Genomic DNA, 15,657 nt, shown 5'->3' on the forward strand with positions numbered 1-15,657 from the left:
CAGCGTCGCCACTGCCCTGCAGGTGCAGGGCGGGACTGGCTCGGACACCCTCGTGGTCAAGGGCCTGACCCTGACCGAAGCCCAGCGCGATCAGATCTTCACCAGCTCTATCGAGACCCTCACCGACGCCGCTGGGACGTATACGAAGGTTAGTGCGCCCCAAGGAACGATCGTTCTGACGACGGGTCAGGACACGGTGCTCCCCTTGGACGGTGATCAAATCGTTCAGGCAACATCAGCGACGCTGACGCCTGCTACGCCGATCCTTGGTACTGGTGACCGGCTCGATGGTGGGGCTGGCTACGACGTGCTTTCGCTCACTGGCTCGGGCAGCTTCAGCTTGTCCGGCCTGGCCCAGTTCGTCGGCTTTGAGGAGGTGCGCCTCACCAACGCGACGTCCAGCACAGCCAGCCTGAGCTTGCGCGATGGGGTCGACCTTGCCGTTACCCTGAGCGATGGAACGGCGCCCTCAACGCCTGGTGTGCCGTCCTACAGCTCGACGGGTGGCATCAGCGTCACCCTCGGCACCGGTTGGGTCACGCTGCAGGGTGGCAACGAGAGCGACACCATCTCGGCTTCTACAGCGGCCAAGCTGCACGCGGGCAGCGTGATCGACGGCGGTGCCGGCTACGACAGGCTCAGCCTGTCCTACGACAGCACGCAGACCTACTCGACCTCGTCCTACATCGATCCGGTCACGGGGCTCACGTACCCTTCGCCCGCATTGCCTCGGGATACGGTTTACGACCTGACCAGCATCAGCCTTAGCCACGTCGAAACTCTCGAGCTGTTCGGCAGCTACGGTGGGTACGGCAGCGCCACCACGGTCGCAAAGGTCGATACGGCCTCGCTGGCGGATGTCACCAGCATCTACGCCAATTCAGGTGCCAAGCTGGTCACGGCGGCAGCCAGCCTGGATCTGTCGGGCAAGTCCATCAGTGGGGCTCTGGTCGAGAGCACGAACCTAACCGGCACGACCTTCACCGTGACCAGCGTCGCCACTGCCCTGCAGGTGCAGGGCGGGACTGGCTCGGACACCCTCGTGGTCAAGGGCCTGACCCTGACCGACGCTCAGCGCGATCAGGTCTTCACCGGATCCATCGAAACCATCACTGACGCCGCTGGGACGTATACAAAGGCAGGTCCCCTCGATGTCACGCCACCCGTGCTGACTTTGAGCATCAATGACGGACAGCTGCTGGCCGGTGAGTCCGCCATCGTCACCTTCCAGTTCAGCGAAGTCGTCACGGGCTTTGCCCTGAGCGATGTGACGGCGACACACGGGCAACTGAGCGGCCTCACGATGGTCGATCCGCTGCGGTATACGGCGGTGTTCACACCCGACGTGAACTATACGGGATCTGGCGAGATTTCTGTCGCGGCTGGCCTGTATACGGATGTTGCTAGCAACACAGGCGCCGGTGGTCGTGTTGCCACGGCCATCGATACGATTGCTCGCGGAGCGACGGTCCTCACGACGGGATCCGACGTGGTCCAGCTGTCGGCGGGCGACCAGATCGTTCAGGCCACTGGCGCGACGCTGAACGCCGGCACCCCCGTCTACAACGGCACGACCACGCCCTACACCGGCGGCGACCAGTTGGATGGGGGCGCCGGCTACGACGTGCTCGCCCTGACCGGCTCGGGCAGCTTCAACCTCGCCGGCCTGGCCCAATTCACCGGCTTCGAGGAGGTGCGCCTCACCAACGTCACCTCCAGCTATGCCAGCCTGACACTGCGCGACGGCGTGGACCTCAAGGTCGTGCTCAGCGATGGCACTGCTACGCCAGGGGCGTCGACCACGTTCCCGACCACGAGCGGGATCTCGGTCACGCTCGGCACCGGCCGGGTCGCGCTGCAGGGTGGGAACGAGAGCGACCAGATCAACGTCAATGCGCCGACCAAGCTGCAGGCGGGCAGCGTCATTGATGGTGGTGCGGGCTACGACACCCTGAGCCTGTTCACCCCCTACAATGCCACCCTGACGCCAGGAGCAACGCCCAGCGTCGACATGGTCTATGACCTGACCAAGATCAGCCTCAGCCATGTCGAGAGCCTGAACGTGTCAGGTGCCACGAGCAGCACCGGCGGCCGGATGATCGTCAAGGTGGACGCCGCCACGCTGGCCGACGTCACCAATCTCAATCTCTCCAGCTATGGCTCGAGTGTCGAGCTGGTGACCGACTCGGTGGGTAGCGTGAGTTCGATCGGCCTCAGCGGCTCTGGCGCCTCGCTCACGACCACGGCGGCAAGCCTGGATCTGACCGCGAAGAGCATCTACGGCGGTCTTGGCTCGATCAGGAGCGCGAACGCGACGGGCACCACCTTCACCGTCGACAGCGCGGATACCGCTTACCTGGTGCAGGGCGGGGCTGGCCAGGACACCGTCGTCGTCAAAGGCCAGACGCTGACGGCAGCTCAGCGCGACCAGATCTTCACCGGCTCGGTCGAGATCGTCACCGATGCCTCAGGGACGTATTCAAAATCTGGAGCGTTTATCGTTTCCCTTACGGGAGTGCCAAAATCGACCATCTCGGGCATCGATGCGAATGGATCAAGCATAGTCGCCGTTTATGATGCCCAGGGTAATATAAGTTCTGTAAAAAAATCAAATATTGACGGTTCGTCTGAGGTGCAGGCCTACACGGACGGCGTCTTGACGCGTGAGGCTGTGACCTGCGCACCAGGGGGCACAGAAAAATCCAGCACCAAGGTGTTCAACACCTCAGGTGTACTTACGAGCGAGACGCAGATCCATGCGGATAAGAGCGCAGATTTGTTCCTGTCGGCCATCACCGGCAAGACCTACACCGCTGAAAGCTACAGCTATAATGCTGCAGGTGTGCTGACCGAAGCGACGCGCACCCATAGCGATGGTTCGCTCGACTACCACTACGTGCTGGCCAGCAACGGCACCAAGACCAACGATCAGTATGATGCTGGTGGTACGCTGAAGTCGCACGTGGTGCTCGGCACCGACGGCTACTCGCAGGCGCAGGCCTTCACCAACGGTGTGCTGAGCAGTGAGGTGGTGAAGTTCGCTCCCGGCGGCGCGGAGATCTCCAACACGAAGGCGTTCAACGCCGCCGGCGTGATCACCAGCGAGACGCAGATCCATGCGGATAAGAGTAAGGACGTGTACCTGTCGAACCTGACGGGTAAGACCTACACGGCCGAGCACGACAGCTACAATGCAGCTGGTTTACTAGTGGAAGTTACGCGTACTCATGCGGATGGTACGCTCGACTACCACTACGGCTACACCATTGCCAAAGGTGAAGCGGCTGTGGGCACGACCGATAGCCGCTCCGCGTACATCTCTGGCGAAGTTGCTGCAGAAAATGGGGGCGGAGACCCCATGGCTCCGAACGAGTACACTCGAACGAACTACTATGCCCATATCATCGGGAATGATGGTGCCCAAATCGGAAGTAACATACTGATTGGGTCCACGCTTTCTGGTAGCTTTCGCGGCGGGGCTCGCATCGAGTACTATCAGCCATCTGCACCGGTTATCCTGACGGATGGAGGTTTTGCTTTCATTGGTCTTTCTGTTGAATATAACCGAAGTGACTTCGCGCTTTACAATGTTATTTCAGGGAAAATTACATACAACTCCTTCGACGCGGAAGGTGCGCTCAAGTCCCAGATAATTCTCTCGAGCTACACGGCTGCAGACACAAATATCGACCCTGATCCGAACATTCATCATGTAAAGATCAAGGAAATTGGCGGCGCGGATTTGGTTACATGGCAGGTTCCGGAGCAAATCGGAACTAACGATGCGGGAGTTAAGCTTTACAAATACACAACACATGGCGCTTTGGTGCAAGCCGGCGGCGTGGTGATACCGCTTCAAAGCGGCCACAATTTTTATGGCGAATACGTCGACAAGGACAGCGGAGGAGTGGTGCTCCAAGATGTCCGGTATGTCATCGACGCGAATTTCAACTTTAATACCCTCTACGATCTTAGCGTTGATGACATCAAGGCCATCGATCAGTATGACGACAGTGGCAGGCTGAAGTCGCACTTGGTGATGAGCTCGAATGGCTACTCGGACACGCAAACCTTCACCAACGGTGTGCTGACCAGTGATGTGGTGAAGTTCGCTCCCGGCGGCGCGGAGATCTCCAGCACAAAGGCGTTCAACACCGCCGGCGTGCTCACCAGCGAGACGCAGATCCATGCGGACAAGAGCAAGGACGTGTATCTGTCGAACCTGACGGGTAAGACCTACACGGCCGAGCACGACAGCTACAGTGCAGCTGGTACGCTGGTGGAAGTCACGCGTACTCATAAGGACGGCACACTCGATTACCACTATGCGCTGGCCAGTGACGGCACGAAGACCACTGACCAGTTCGATGCCGGCGGCACAATGAAGTCGCACGTGGTGGTGCGCACCAGCGGCTACTCAGAGACGCAGACTTTCATCAATGGTGTTCTGAGCCGTGAAGCTGTGACCTACGCACCAGGTGGCACAGAAAAATCCGCCATCAAGGTGTTCAACATCTCAGGCGTGCTCACGAGCGAGACGCAGATCCACGCGGATAAGAGCGCAGACTTGTTCCTATCGGCCATCACCGGCAAGACCTACGTCGCTGAAAGCTACAGCTATAACGCTGCAGGTGTGCTGACCGAGGCGACGCGCACCCACAGCGATGGTTCGCTCGATTACCACTACGTGCTGGCCAGCGATGGTACCAAGACCAACGATCAGTATGATGCGGGTGGTACGCTGAAGACGCACGTGGAGCTCGGCGCGGATGGCTTCTCGGACACAAAAACCTTCACCAACGGTGTGCTGACCAGCGAAGTGGTGAAGTTCGCTCCCGGCGGCACAGAGAACTCTAACACGAAGGCGTTCAATACCGCCGGCATGCTCACGAGCGAGACGCAGATCCACGCGGATAAGAGCAAGGACGTGTACCTGTCGAATTTGACGGCTAAGACCTACGTGGCCGAGCACGACAGCTATGGCTCGAATGGAAAGCTGGAGTTTGTGGATCAGACCAACGCCAATGGGTCTCACACGCAGACAGCTTACCAGGCTGGCCAGACGCTCATTTCGACTGCAGGCGTGGTCGACTCGTTCAAGAGCTTTGGCAGCGATACGTTCGTGTTTGCTAAGGGTTTTGGCGCGGACATGATTACAGGGTTCCACGCAGGCTCAGCCAGTGGGCATGACACCCTGCTGCTGGACACTGTTCAGGTCTCAAGCTACGCCGACGTTCAAAGCCATCTTACGTCGGCTGGTGCAGATACGCTCCTAACCTTGAGCGCTACCGACACGATACTGCTTAAGAACGTACAGCTAGCAGCCTTGACATCAGAAAATTTCCAGTTCCAAGACCATGGCCTTCTTCATACCTAAGCCGGTCAGCACTGAATCAGAGGAGGTGTTAATCTTGGAAATGGCACTGTCTTGTATTATACACTCTCAGCAATCATTGGTGCCGGCACATCCTCAACCATGCTCATCCTGAGTAAGGTTCCGGGATGCTGCTAATCTGGTCTTGTCCTAGCGCAGCGTATGCGCAAGGGTGAGAGCGTACCTGTTGTCAACACCACGTCCGATTTGAAAGTCAGTTTTTGCCTGCACTAAATCCGGTATTTGTCGGATTGCCTGCGCTAACAGCCATCCTGAGAGCTTTATGCCACCTGCAGAGCGAGTGGCGGTAGTAATGCCTTCCGGGAAAGCCACATCAACAGCAAGAAATTGCATGCAAACCTGTTATTCAGGTCAGAGTAATCCACGCCATAGATACCAAATGAATCTAGAAGACGACATTCTCGAGGCAACATTGATAATTTCAAATAATATCAATTATTATGCAATATTGAATTTACATTATAAACGGTCTAAATAGAAATCAGTTACATTTATATGGAGGCTGGCGGATGCTTCCGGGCCTTTCGCTTTTCACGAAAGCGGACACCAACCCCTCCCCCGTTTTCCGGAATAAACTCTATACCTGCTTCCTCTAAAGCGCGAACAACGTCGGCGAGCGTCCGCTCATATGGAGTTCGCTTGCCGGCTTCGAAATCTACCAGCGTTTTTTTCGAAACAGATGACGCCTCAGCGAGGCGATCTTGCGTCCACTCCAGAAGGGCCCTCGCCGCGCGACACTGCTCCCGAGATATTACCATTTTTGCGCAACATGACCTTTTTGGGTTGACTTACCATCTGACAGATAGCACTAATATGGTGATGTTTCCCCAAAAGAGTGCATTCCATGCGTCAGCGTTTTATTTCTTGGACAGTTGCCATACGCGATATCCGAGCGGACCGCATCCATTTCGCTCCCGGAGATCGACAGGCAGCGTTACGACAACGAGCGTTCGCCGATTTGGCCTTTCGTCGGGCACAGTCAGCAGCTCGCGTTTGTCCTCTCCTCGTATCTGGAGCTTTCGACCGTAGAGCTATTATGCGCTTAGCCGTGGCTGCTGCGAAAGCTCGCCAAGCAGCGACTGGTGACGGGTGGCAGGTCTGTGTGTCAGCGGCTTTGCAGGGAACATGGCGAGCCGCCAAGGCGGCTCGTCTAATGGCCCGGTGGAATGTAAGCCGACCCGTTGTGAATATCGATGAGACGTCGACTCGCACGGGACCTGAGGCGACGCTGCCGGTAATACGCGCGAATGCAGCTTCTCAGGATGCGGAAGCATCATCTACGCAATCTTCGCGGGTGTCGCTGAGCAGCAACTCTTGTCAGCGGCCCATTCCACCAGAATGGATCCCTGGCGTCTCGTGCAGGGCCGGGCCATTGGCATGAATGTGATGATCGACTGAATTCACGGCCTACATCGGCCCACTGTCGGGACCGCCCGATCCGCTCACCAACCCAATCTAAGCCGGAGGCTCACAATGCCCCACAAAAAACCGCGCCAGCACACGGCTGATCCTGCACGTCCTACCGTGGCTTCCTTGGGTCTCCAAGTGAGACTCGTAGGCCGTGAAGAGGATGAACAGCTCAGGGCGTTAATTGAGCGATATGAGCAACTCCTTTGCGACTGGGAGCACCTGTCCTTTCAGGCTCTGAAGGCGCTTGCTAATCGTCCGACTCTCGAAAGTGGGCGCTCTGATGCCGTACGTCGCGCTTGAGGACGTTGGCACAACGCGACGCGGTTCTTTGTCGAATCGCCGTCGGCTTCAAGCGTGGGAGCGCACGGGCGGGACTTGCGTGGTTTGCGATCGCCGCATCGACGGTGTGCGAGATCGCTGGATCGTCGAGCACATTCGAGCGCTCGAGCTTGGTGGGCCGGACGAGATCCAGAACCTCGGGCCAGCGCATGAGGCGTGTGGGCGTGAGAAGACGCGAAGTGATCATGCGCGGGCTGCCGAAGCGAAGCGCCAAAAGCTTCGGCATCTGGGTGCCGCGGTCGTCTCGCGTCCGATGCTCGGATCGCGTCATTCTGTTATTAAGCGAAAGTTCGATGGAACAGTTGTCCTTCGCGACGGGGGTTTACGACGTGGCCGAACTCATAGGTCCGACTCAGAGAGCGGTGACGCTGAGGAACCCGGTTCGAAGCCGATCGTGGTGGATGCCGCGACCAAGCCGACCGATCGCCTTTACCCAGAGGCGACGCTTTCGGATAAGGAGGACGATTCAGGAGCAGCGGATCAAATGGCGAACCGAGCGACAACGAAGGCAAAACTGACCAGCCTGAGTGAGAAGGACGGCTCGGCCTCAGGGGACGTCCTTCCAGCGATCCCAGCTCACCTAGACTTTCTGTTCAGCGATCGTCCCCTGCTGGCAGATGAAGACCCGGACCAGTATGAAACCCTTCTCCGTAGCATCGTTCATCAAATTCGCCCTGATGACGTGATCGAGGCGATCTGGGTTAAGAACATCACCGACTTGATCTGGGAAGCAAGCCGGCTCCGCCGGTGGCGAAGGCAGATCTTGGTTCAGGCCCAGTTGAAAGCAGCGGAGGATTTGATCCGTCCTGCTCTCCAGAACGTGGATCCCTTTAATCTGAACCACGATGCAGCTCCATCGGCTGATAGTCTCGCTGCAGGTTGGATGGGCGGCCACCGAGAGCAGCGGCCCTATGTTGACGACCTTCTTCATGAGCGTGGTCTCACGGCAGAGAACGTCACTGCGCACGGCTTTCTGTTAAACCTGCCCTCTATTGAACGCATTGATCGAATGGCCGCGCTGGCCGATCAACGTCGAGATGCACTTTTCCGGGAAATTGAGCGCAAGCGAGAAGGCTTCGGGCAGCTTGCTCGGAGAGTTACTGCTGACGTTCTTGACGTGGAGCGCAGCGGCGAGCGGTGAACTGTGCTATTCGAATTTTGAGGTCGTCATGACGTCAGAGCGCGCCAGTCATGCCAATCGTCGCAATTCCGCAAAGAGCACAGGACCCCGCACACCCATAGGGAAGGCGCAATCAAAACAGAATGCGCGTAAGCACGGCCTCTCAAGCGTCGATCTCAATGCAAAAATGGATGCGGAGATCGAGCATTTGACCGAGCTTATCGTCAGCAGCTACGGCATCGCTGACGGCATTTTGAAGGTGGCCCGTAGTGCTGCCGAGGCCCAGATTAATTTTCAACGCGTTCAGGCATACAAAATTGCACTTCTGCGAAGCGGCGTAACAGATGCGGGGTCAGGAGCCCAGGCAGGGCGAATATTTCTTAGCGATTTCCTTCCAGAAATCTCCGCTCAGGTTGAGCAATTAGACCGGTATGAAGCTCGAGCTTTGTCCCGACGGAAGTTCGCTTTCCGACGCCTGTTCGAACTCGGCAACCGCAAGGTCAGATCCTAGATCGTCGCATCAGGAGCGCATTCTGGTCTTCCTGTGCGAGTTTGAAGAGGTTCTGTCCGTATCCGGTTTTTGCCAAACAGCATTTGATATTGTTTCTGGATTGACGTGCCACTCGGGTTCTGGCTCACCTTCGCTGATCATGGGTATCCGCGTGGAAAGAGGACCCGCTGAAGGGCTGATCGGTGTCCAATAGGGGCTCTGACGCACTTTCGATGATCATCAAGGCTTGAGGCCGATCAGGCGAGCCTGCAGCAGGTCGATCCTGCCGCGGCTGTACATCTGGCGCTTCACGAGCTTGAGCTTCGTGACCTGTCCCTCGGTCTGGCCGTTCGACCATGGCAGCGTGATCGCGGCCTGAACTGCGGATCGGTCCTGACCGATGCCGCGCGCGAAGGAGGCGACGAGACTCACCTCGGCCCGACTGAGCCATCCTTCGAGCCGGCCGGGTTCGTTTCCTCGCACCATCGTCTGGAAGGCGCTGACTACTTCGCGTGCCTCGACCAGCTCCGGCACCCCTTCCTCGACCGCCGCCACGGTCAGCGTCTACGCCCTGGTCAACCGGTCGCGACCCGTCGTCAGCAGTCGTGCCAAGGTTCGCGCCGACGGCACACGCTGAAGCCGCTCGATGTTGGCCTGCTCCGCGCGCCGGCGGCGCGTCGCCCATTCCCCAACCACGCGGAGCAATCCTCGGAAGCCCTGCGCCTTCGCCATTCGCCAGAGTTCGGTGGCGTTGCGGCTGCCTGCGTCCCACTGGGCGTCGAGCCAGGGCAGATAGGCGTCGAGCGAGCTCTGGCGGACCCGGAAGACGTCCGTGCGCTCGCCGCGCAGGACTGCACGCACCATCTTGCGACTGTGGCCCAGGCGCTGGCCGATCCGGCGAATCAGAGCGCCTGCTTCCGCGAGTGCGCGGATGGCCGCGTCCGCCCCTCCCCTCTGCAGGTAACCCTCGTACTGGATACGCTCAGCCGGCGGAAGGAGCGCCGAATCAGGGGTGACCGTGCCAACGACCTCGCGAGCCTGACGCATCGATATGCGCGCGGCGTCGAAGAAGCCGCGGCTGGGGCTCCTCAATGAGGTGGTAGCGGTCGATGACCTGGAAACCATTGGCAAAGCGCGGGCGACAGCCTCTCCATCTCTCCTGTCCGGTCCGAATCAACCGCCGGAGCCCATGTCAGCCTTACCGAACGCCAAGCTTGTCACGCCGATGCGAAGATCTGGCGCGAGGCCTTCCTGAACCTCCGGCCGAGCGCCGTCCCGTGCCCAGGCTTCATGCTCCGATCCTGGGGCGGCGCGCACGCGGCGTGCGTCGACTTCCTTGACCGCTGGGCGAATGAGGCGGCGCCGCTCGGCTGGACGACCCTGGAGGTGTTCGGCGTGCATCCGGAAGGAGGCGCCATCGTCATGTCGGACGTCAAGGTCGCAACGGTTGCCGCCAACCGCATCGCCCTCGTGAACACGGCCTACTATTGCAACATGCCAGGGCGACCCGGCGGCACGGTGCCGCTATGGGCGTTCGGGCGGTGACGCTGGCAAGCTGCGTGCTATCCTGGATGGGGCCGAGCCAGGGTTTCAGGAAACGGGTTCGCACGATTAACAGTCTCGCGATTGAATAATTTTGCTTGCATGACGCCTTCGAATTTGACGCCGCACATCCTTCAACCGCGCGAGAACCGCTGGATCCAGCTTCGGCAACGGCCGGTCATCGCTTGGTTTACTGGTCTGTCGGGCTCCGGAAAGTCGAGCCTCGCCAATGCCGTTGATCAGGCTCTTACCGCGCAGGGTCGCCACACCATGGTGCTTGATGGCGACAACCTGCGGACTGGGCTAACCCGCGACCTCGGTTTCAGTCGAGCGGATCGGGACGAGAACGTGCGACGGACCGCTGAAGTAGCAGCACTTATGGCCGAGGCCGGACTGATCGTACTCGTTTCGCTGATATCGCCTCTGCGCGCTGAGCGCGCCCAGGCGCGTCGCATCGCCCGGGACCTCCCCTTCCTTGAGGTTTTTGTCAGTACGCCTTTGGCGGCCTGTGAGATCCGCGATCCGAAGGGGCTATACCGGCGCGCCCGCGTTGGTGATATTCCAGACTTCACGGGGATTTCTGCGCCCTACGAGTGTCCCGACGCCCCCAACTTGGTCCTTGTCACCGAAAACTGCACGATCACGGATTCAGCCCAACCCCTTGTAGACATGATCCTGCGCCTAAGCTCAAGTCTCGAATTAAAGTCGCATGTACGCTGTGGCTGAGTTCAATAATTCGCGACAAAAATAGCGGTTTAGCATTGAAATTTTTGGAGCTGATTCGGTAATGACAACAAATCTTCATTCTGTCGGTAGAATGCAAATGTTTAAATATTTAAATAATATTATATATTAACTAGTAAATACTCAGGAAAATTATTGCCGTGAATGATTTACCAATCGTATTTATGCATATCGCAAAGACAGCAGGCACTTCTCTGTTGATGATGCTTCGAGAGCAAATTCCACTCGAAGCAAGTATCGACTTGAGTGGTATTGACCTCAAATCCCGCGAGGAATTTGCAGCGGAAGCTCGCGACGGACGCATCACGGGGCGAAGTATTGATGGTATCCAACTAATTAGTGGGCATATTCCGTATTGGGTGTGCATTTCTTTGCCTTGCAGACCCATAACGCTGCTGCGAAATCCAGTCGAATTACTTGCCTCGTTTTATTACTATTCGAAAAATGTACTTAGTACCTTCGAAGGAGGTCTAGAGCTAGATTTTGTGCAGGAAGCCGTCAAATGGTCGCTTGAAGACTTCATTGCTTTGCGCGCTAAAGATTCAGTGTGTAAATACTTTTGCGATTGCTCGATTGGAGAAAGCGATTATAGCGTCTCAGTTGCTAAAAAAAACTTGAGTTCAATAATATTCGGCATCTCAGAAGATTTTGTCTTGTCGACAAAAACGATATTTCAACATTTGGGATTGCCTTATACCGCGCCAGTTCAGGTCAACGTGACCCCCTCGAAGCCTGAGATAACCAGAAAACAGAGATTGGCCATGGAAAATCACAGTCCGTACGATTGCGAGCTGTATGATTGGGCTACCGCTGAATTCCATAGGAGGCACCAGTCGGCCAACAATCTAATCAGTCGCTAGAAAATAAAATGTATTTCAGTACTTAGTAAAATGCTTAATCATATTAATTGAGTAGAATTATTGCAGAAAACGTGAGTGGCTGATGCATGCATGAAGCGCTTGGTGCGGCATGCGGCAGAACAAGATACCCGCCTCGGGTTGCTCCGGGCGGGTGGAGGGGAGTCAGTATACTGCCGGGTGAAATAAGATCTTCAAGTGGGAATGATTTAGATGTCTTGAAATTTGATCAAAATATCTTGTAAATTTGATAAATCAAGACGCTGACGAGATGCAATATAAATTGACCGTTGAAGGATCCGACTTCTGTACGTCGAACGCTAGTCTAACGGAAACTGCTCGTGTTTCGGCTGCGTGCGCGGCATGCAGACATAAGAAAAATTTGTTTAAGTTCTTAATAAATCCAAGCGCTATCTGGGCGGCATCCAAAGCCGTTAATTGCTTGACTGAAATTTTCGATAGGCTCAGTAACAACATTCTCGCGCCCGCCTGCATCATTGGTTACACAGGTCTCAATGGCCTGCCCCTATCTGGTGGCCCAGGTTCGAAGTTAGTGCATCGTCGGTCGCGCGACGATGGCGGGGCGAGCGGTCGGCACTGAGCCGTTCGGTTCCGTTGGCCAGATGATGACCTCGGGCGCAGGCGGCTGGTAGCCGAGCGACGAGTGCGGTCGGATGCTGTTGTAGTGCCGCCGCCATTGCTCAATCACGACGCTGGCCTCTTTCAGGGTATAGAACACCTCGCCGTTGAGGAGTTCATCCGGCAGCTTCGCGTTGAAGCTCTCGTAAGTCACCGTTCTCCCACGGACTGCCCGGCTCGATGTAGGCGGTCGCAGATCCAACCGCCGCGATCCAGTCCTGGACGGCTTTGGCGATGAACTCCGGCCCGTTGTCCGAACGGATATGACCGGGCACGCCGCGCAGGCTGAACAGGTCCGAGAGCACGTCGATCACGTCATACGCCTTCAGCTTGCGAGCGACCCGGATCGCCATGCACTCGCGCGTGAACTCGTCGATGACGTTCAGCATCCGGTACTTGCGTCCGTTGTGCGTGCGGTGCTCAACGAAGTCGTAGGACCAGACGTGGTCAGGCCGCTCGGGCCGTAGTCGCAGGCAGGAGCCGTCGTTGAGCCAGAGGCGTGCCCGTTTCGGCTGACGAGCGGGAACTTTGAGCCCCTCGCAGCGCCAGATCCGTTCGACGCGCTTCACGTTCACCGTCCAGCCGTCACGCCGGAGCAAGGCCGTGATCCGACGGTAACTGTCGCGCCCGTACTGGACGGCCAATGCGATGATCGCGGCCGTCAGAGCAGCTTCGTCCTCGACCACCACGGCGGCCTTGCGTTGGGTCGAACGATGCTGGCCCAGAACACGACAGGCAAAGCGTTCCGATACGCCATGCTCGGCAACGACGTAGTCGACACACGCCCGGCGGCGAGCCGGGCTCAGAAGTTTCCCGAGGCCGCCTCCTTCAAGATGAGCTTCTCCAAAGTCAGATCCGAGATCGCCCGACGAAGGCGCTGGTTCTCGGTCTCCAGAGACTTCAACCGCTTGACCTGATCCCCCTTCAGGCCACCGTACTCGGAACGCCAGCGGTAATACGTGACCTCGGTGACCTCGATGGACCGGATTGCTTCAGCGACCTTACGGCCTTGCGAGACCAAGACATCCACCTGACGCAGCTTAGCGACAATCTCTTCAGCCGTATGCTTCTTCCGTCCCATGAAAACATCCTCCACATGGCGCAAAGCCATACCTCAGGGAGGACCACTTTTCAGGGGGCAGGCCGCTGGCGCCCTGGACGCGGCAATCCGGTCAGTGGCGCAGTAGAAGCTTTATCGCGGGCGGGCGCGCGCCTGTCCGCAAGGCGCTATTCATGGGGGCCATGGTGGCCAGCCGTCACAACGCCGCGCTGAAAACCTTCCGTGACCGGCTCATCGCGGCCGGCAAGCCCAAGCTCGTTGCTCTGATTGCCACCGCTCGGAAGCTGATCACCATCCTCAACGCCATCCTGAGGGACGGAACGCCATGGCAAACCGCTTGACCGGCAAGACAGTCGCTCACTCGGCTCGGTCCAAAATACCGGTCAGGTCAATCCGTGACGAGGTGGCGCTTGGTGCCCGGCTTGCCCCGATCCGTCGGGTTCGGGCCGGTGGCAGGCCCCCCTTTATGGATGGCCCGCCCCTCACTGGGCTTCACTGCTAGCTTTGCAGTGTGGCTCACACGAGGGATGGAGCGGACCGATGGACATTGCGATACTCGGGATCGATCTGGGCAGGAACAGCTGCAGCCTCGTCGGGCTGGACGCGACCGGTCGGGTCGTCCTGCGACGCCGGATGCGACGCGAGACGGTGATGACCTTTGGCGCAACGCTTCCACCTTGCATCATCGCCATGGAGGCGTGCTGTGGCGCGCATCACATGGGCCGGGCGCTCGCCGCTCAAGGTCACACCATCCGGCTGATGTCGCCGGAATACGTGCGCCCCTACGTCAAGGCCCAGAAGAACGACGACCGTGACGCCGAGGCGATCGCAGAGGCTGCGACGCGTCCGACGATGCGGTTCGTCGCGCTGAAGTCGGAAGCGCAGCTCGACATGCAGACTCTGCACCGGGTGCGCGACCAGCTCGTGGGCGAACGCACGGCCTTGATGAACCAGATCCGGGCCATCCTGCTGGAGCGTGGCCACATCGTCCCACAAGGACGTGCCAAGCTTGCCGCCAGCCTGAACACCCTGCTCGATCTCGACGCCGCCGCGGACATCACGCCACGAATGCGCAGTCTCGTGGCCGACGTGCGGGAACGTTGGCAGTCCCTCGACGAACGCATCGCCACGCTCGATGGCGAGTTCGCCGAACAGGCCCGGACCGACGAGAGTGCTCGCCGGCTCACAACCATCCCGGGCATCGGTGCACTCAACGCGACAGCGCTGGTTGCGGCAATCGTTGACGTGGCCACCTTCGCCCGCGGGCGTGATCTGGCGGCCTGGCTCGGCCTCGTGCCGCGGCAAGTCACGACTGGGGGACGACCCAAACTCGTCGGCATCACCAAGCGCGGCAGCAAGTACCTGCGCAAGATGCTGATCCAGGGTGCACGGGCGGCGATGCCGACCTTTCGCAAAAGCGATACGCGGATCGGTCAATGGCTCCGGGGCCTGCGGGCGCGGGCGCACGCCAACACCGCCGTCGTTGCGCTGGCGGCTAAAATGGCTCGGACCGTCTGGGCGCTGCTGCGCCACGAACGCGTCTATGAGCCGGCGGCGGTGGCTGCCTGAACCGAGCTTGGTCGGCGAAGCCTTTGTCGGCCTCACCATGTCTGCGAGCGGCGAAAGGAAGATGGCCTGACAGTCGATCGGTGTTCTGGAAGCCTCTGGCGTAACATGGCGCTCGACGCCGCCCCCTTTATGAGGACCAGGACGCGCGAATCTCCATCTTGGCCAACGGCGCTGCCGGAAGGCCGGATACGTTTATGCAGACTGCTCAGACCAGCGGATCATAAGCCACTTGCGGACGGGGCGGGCCATACGTTTGGCTGGGACGGACGCGCTGTCCAGGCTCGCCCGGCTCCAGTCGATATGCCCGGCTGCGTGCAAGCGCTCCAGCAGCACCTGATGCAGCCGTGCCCAGACGCCGGCCTCCTGTCAGTCGCGCAGGCGTCGCCAGCAACTCATCCCGCAGCCGCAGCCCATCTCGGTCGGCAGCATCTCCCAGGGCAGACCTGAGCGCAGCACGAACAGGATCCCGGTCAGCGCCGCCCGGTTCTCGAT

8 protein-coding genes and 4 pseudogenes are annotated in these 15,657 nt (G+C 58.7%); 8 read left to right on the forward strand and 4 right to left on the reverse strand.

Annotated features, from left to right (window positions below):
• Positions 1 to 52: 52 nt before the first annotated feature.
• Positions 53 to 5,377 carry an Ig-like domain-containing protein gene (locus tag AC3WLN_RS20630; RefSeq protein WP_492484382.1) on the forward strand — a complete coding sequence of 1,775 codons (5,325 nt, stop codon included), beginning with the start codon at positions 53 to 55 and terminating at the stop codon, positions 5,375 to 5,377.
• Positions 5,378 to 5,886: 509 nt separating this feature from the next.
• Here AC3WLN_RS20630 and AC3WLN_RS20635 read toward each other — a convergent pair.
• Positions 5,887 to 6,153 carry a helix-turn-helix transcriptional regulator gene (locus AC3WLN_RS20635; RefSeq protein WP_492484384.1) on the reverse strand — a complete coding sequence of 89 codons (267 nt, stop codon included), beginning with the start codon at positions 6,151 to 6,153 and terminating at the stop codon, positions 5,887 to 5,889.
• 932 nt (positions 6,154 to 7,085) lie between these two features.
• Between AC3WLN_RS20635 and AC3WLN_RS20640 the strand changes: the two genes are divergently transcribed.
• Positions 7,086 to 8,285 carry an HNH endonuclease signature motif containing protein gene (locus AC3WLN_RS20640; protein WP_492484386.1) on the forward strand — a complete coding sequence of 400 codons (1,200 nt, stop codon included), beginning with the start codon at positions 7,086 to 7,088 and terminating at the stop codon, positions 8,283 to 8,285.
• A gap of 28 nt (positions 8,286 to 8,313) precedes the next feature.
• Positions 8,314 to 8,775 (forward strand): hypothetical protein, encoded by a 462-nt coding sequence (locus tag AC3WLN_RS20645; protein ID WP_492484388.1) that lies wholly within the window; start codon positions 8,314 to 8,316, stop codon positions 8,773 to 8,775.
• Positions 8,776 to 8,994: 219 nt separating this feature from the next.
• On the opposite strand, the pseudogene AC3WLN_RS20650 reads toward AC3WLN_RS20645, so the two are convergent.
• A pseudogene (locus AC3WLN_RS20650) lies at positions 8,995 to 9,906 on the reverse strand (transposase); the annotation flags it as partial.
• A gap of 138 nt (positions 9,907 to 10,044) precedes the next feature.
• Between AC3WLN_RS20650 and AC3WLN_RS20655 the strand changes: the two are divergent.
• From AC3WLN_RS20655 to AC3WLN_RS20665, 3 genes are all read left to right on the forward strand, one after another.
• Positions 10,045 to 10,299 (forward strand): hypothetical protein, encoded by a 255-nt coding sequence (locus tag AC3WLN_RS20655; RefSeq protein WP_492484395.1) that lies wholly within the window; start codon positions 10,045 to 10,047, stop codon positions 10,297 to 10,299.
• Positions 10,300 to 10,398: 99 nt separating this feature from the next.
• Complete coding sequence (gene cysC, locus AC3WLN_RS20660; protein WP_492484389.1) at positions 10,399 to 11,022, forward strand: adenylyl-sulfate kinase; 624 nt, start codon at positions 10,399 to 10,401, stop codon at positions 11,020 to 11,022.
• A 158-nt stretch (positions 11,023 to 11,180) separates the two neighbouring features.
• Positions 11,181 to 11,900: a hypothetical protein gene (locus AC3WLN_RS20665; protein ID WP_492484391.1), complete on the forward strand. Its 720-nt coding sequence runs from the start codon at positions 11,181 to 11,183 to the stop codon at positions 11,898 to 11,900.
• 547 nt (positions 11,901 to 12,447) lie between these two features.
• Here the strand turns inward: AC3WLN_RS20665 and AC3WLN_RS20670 are convergent.
• A pseudogene (locus tag AC3WLN_RS20670) lies at positions 12,448 to 13,617 on the reverse strand (IS3 family transposase).
• A 65-nt stretch (positions 13,618 to 13,682) separates the two neighbouring features.
• Here AC3WLN_RS20670 and AC3WLN_RS20675 point away from each other — a divergent pair.
• Positions 13,683 to 13,937, forward strand: a pseudogene (locus AC3WLN_RS20675) (transposase); the annotation flags it as partial.
• Positions 13,938 to 14,136: 199 nt separating this feature from the next.
• The gene (locus tag AC3WLN_RS20680; RefSeq protein ID WP_492484393.1) at positions 14,137 to 15,165 is read left to right on the forward strand and encodes an IS110 family RNA-guided transposase; all 1,029 of its coding nucleotides are present in this window, start codon (positions 14,137 to 14,139) and stop codon (positions 15,163 to 15,165) included.
• 249 nt (positions 15,166 to 15,414) lie between these two features.
• Here AC3WLN_RS20680 and AC3WLN_RS20685 read toward each other — a convergent pair.
• Positions 15,415 to 15,657: pseudogene (locus tag AC3WLN_RS20685) on the reverse strand (transposase); the annotation flags it as partial.

Source organism: Methylobacterium sp. FW306-05-D, from assembly GCF_058782155.1.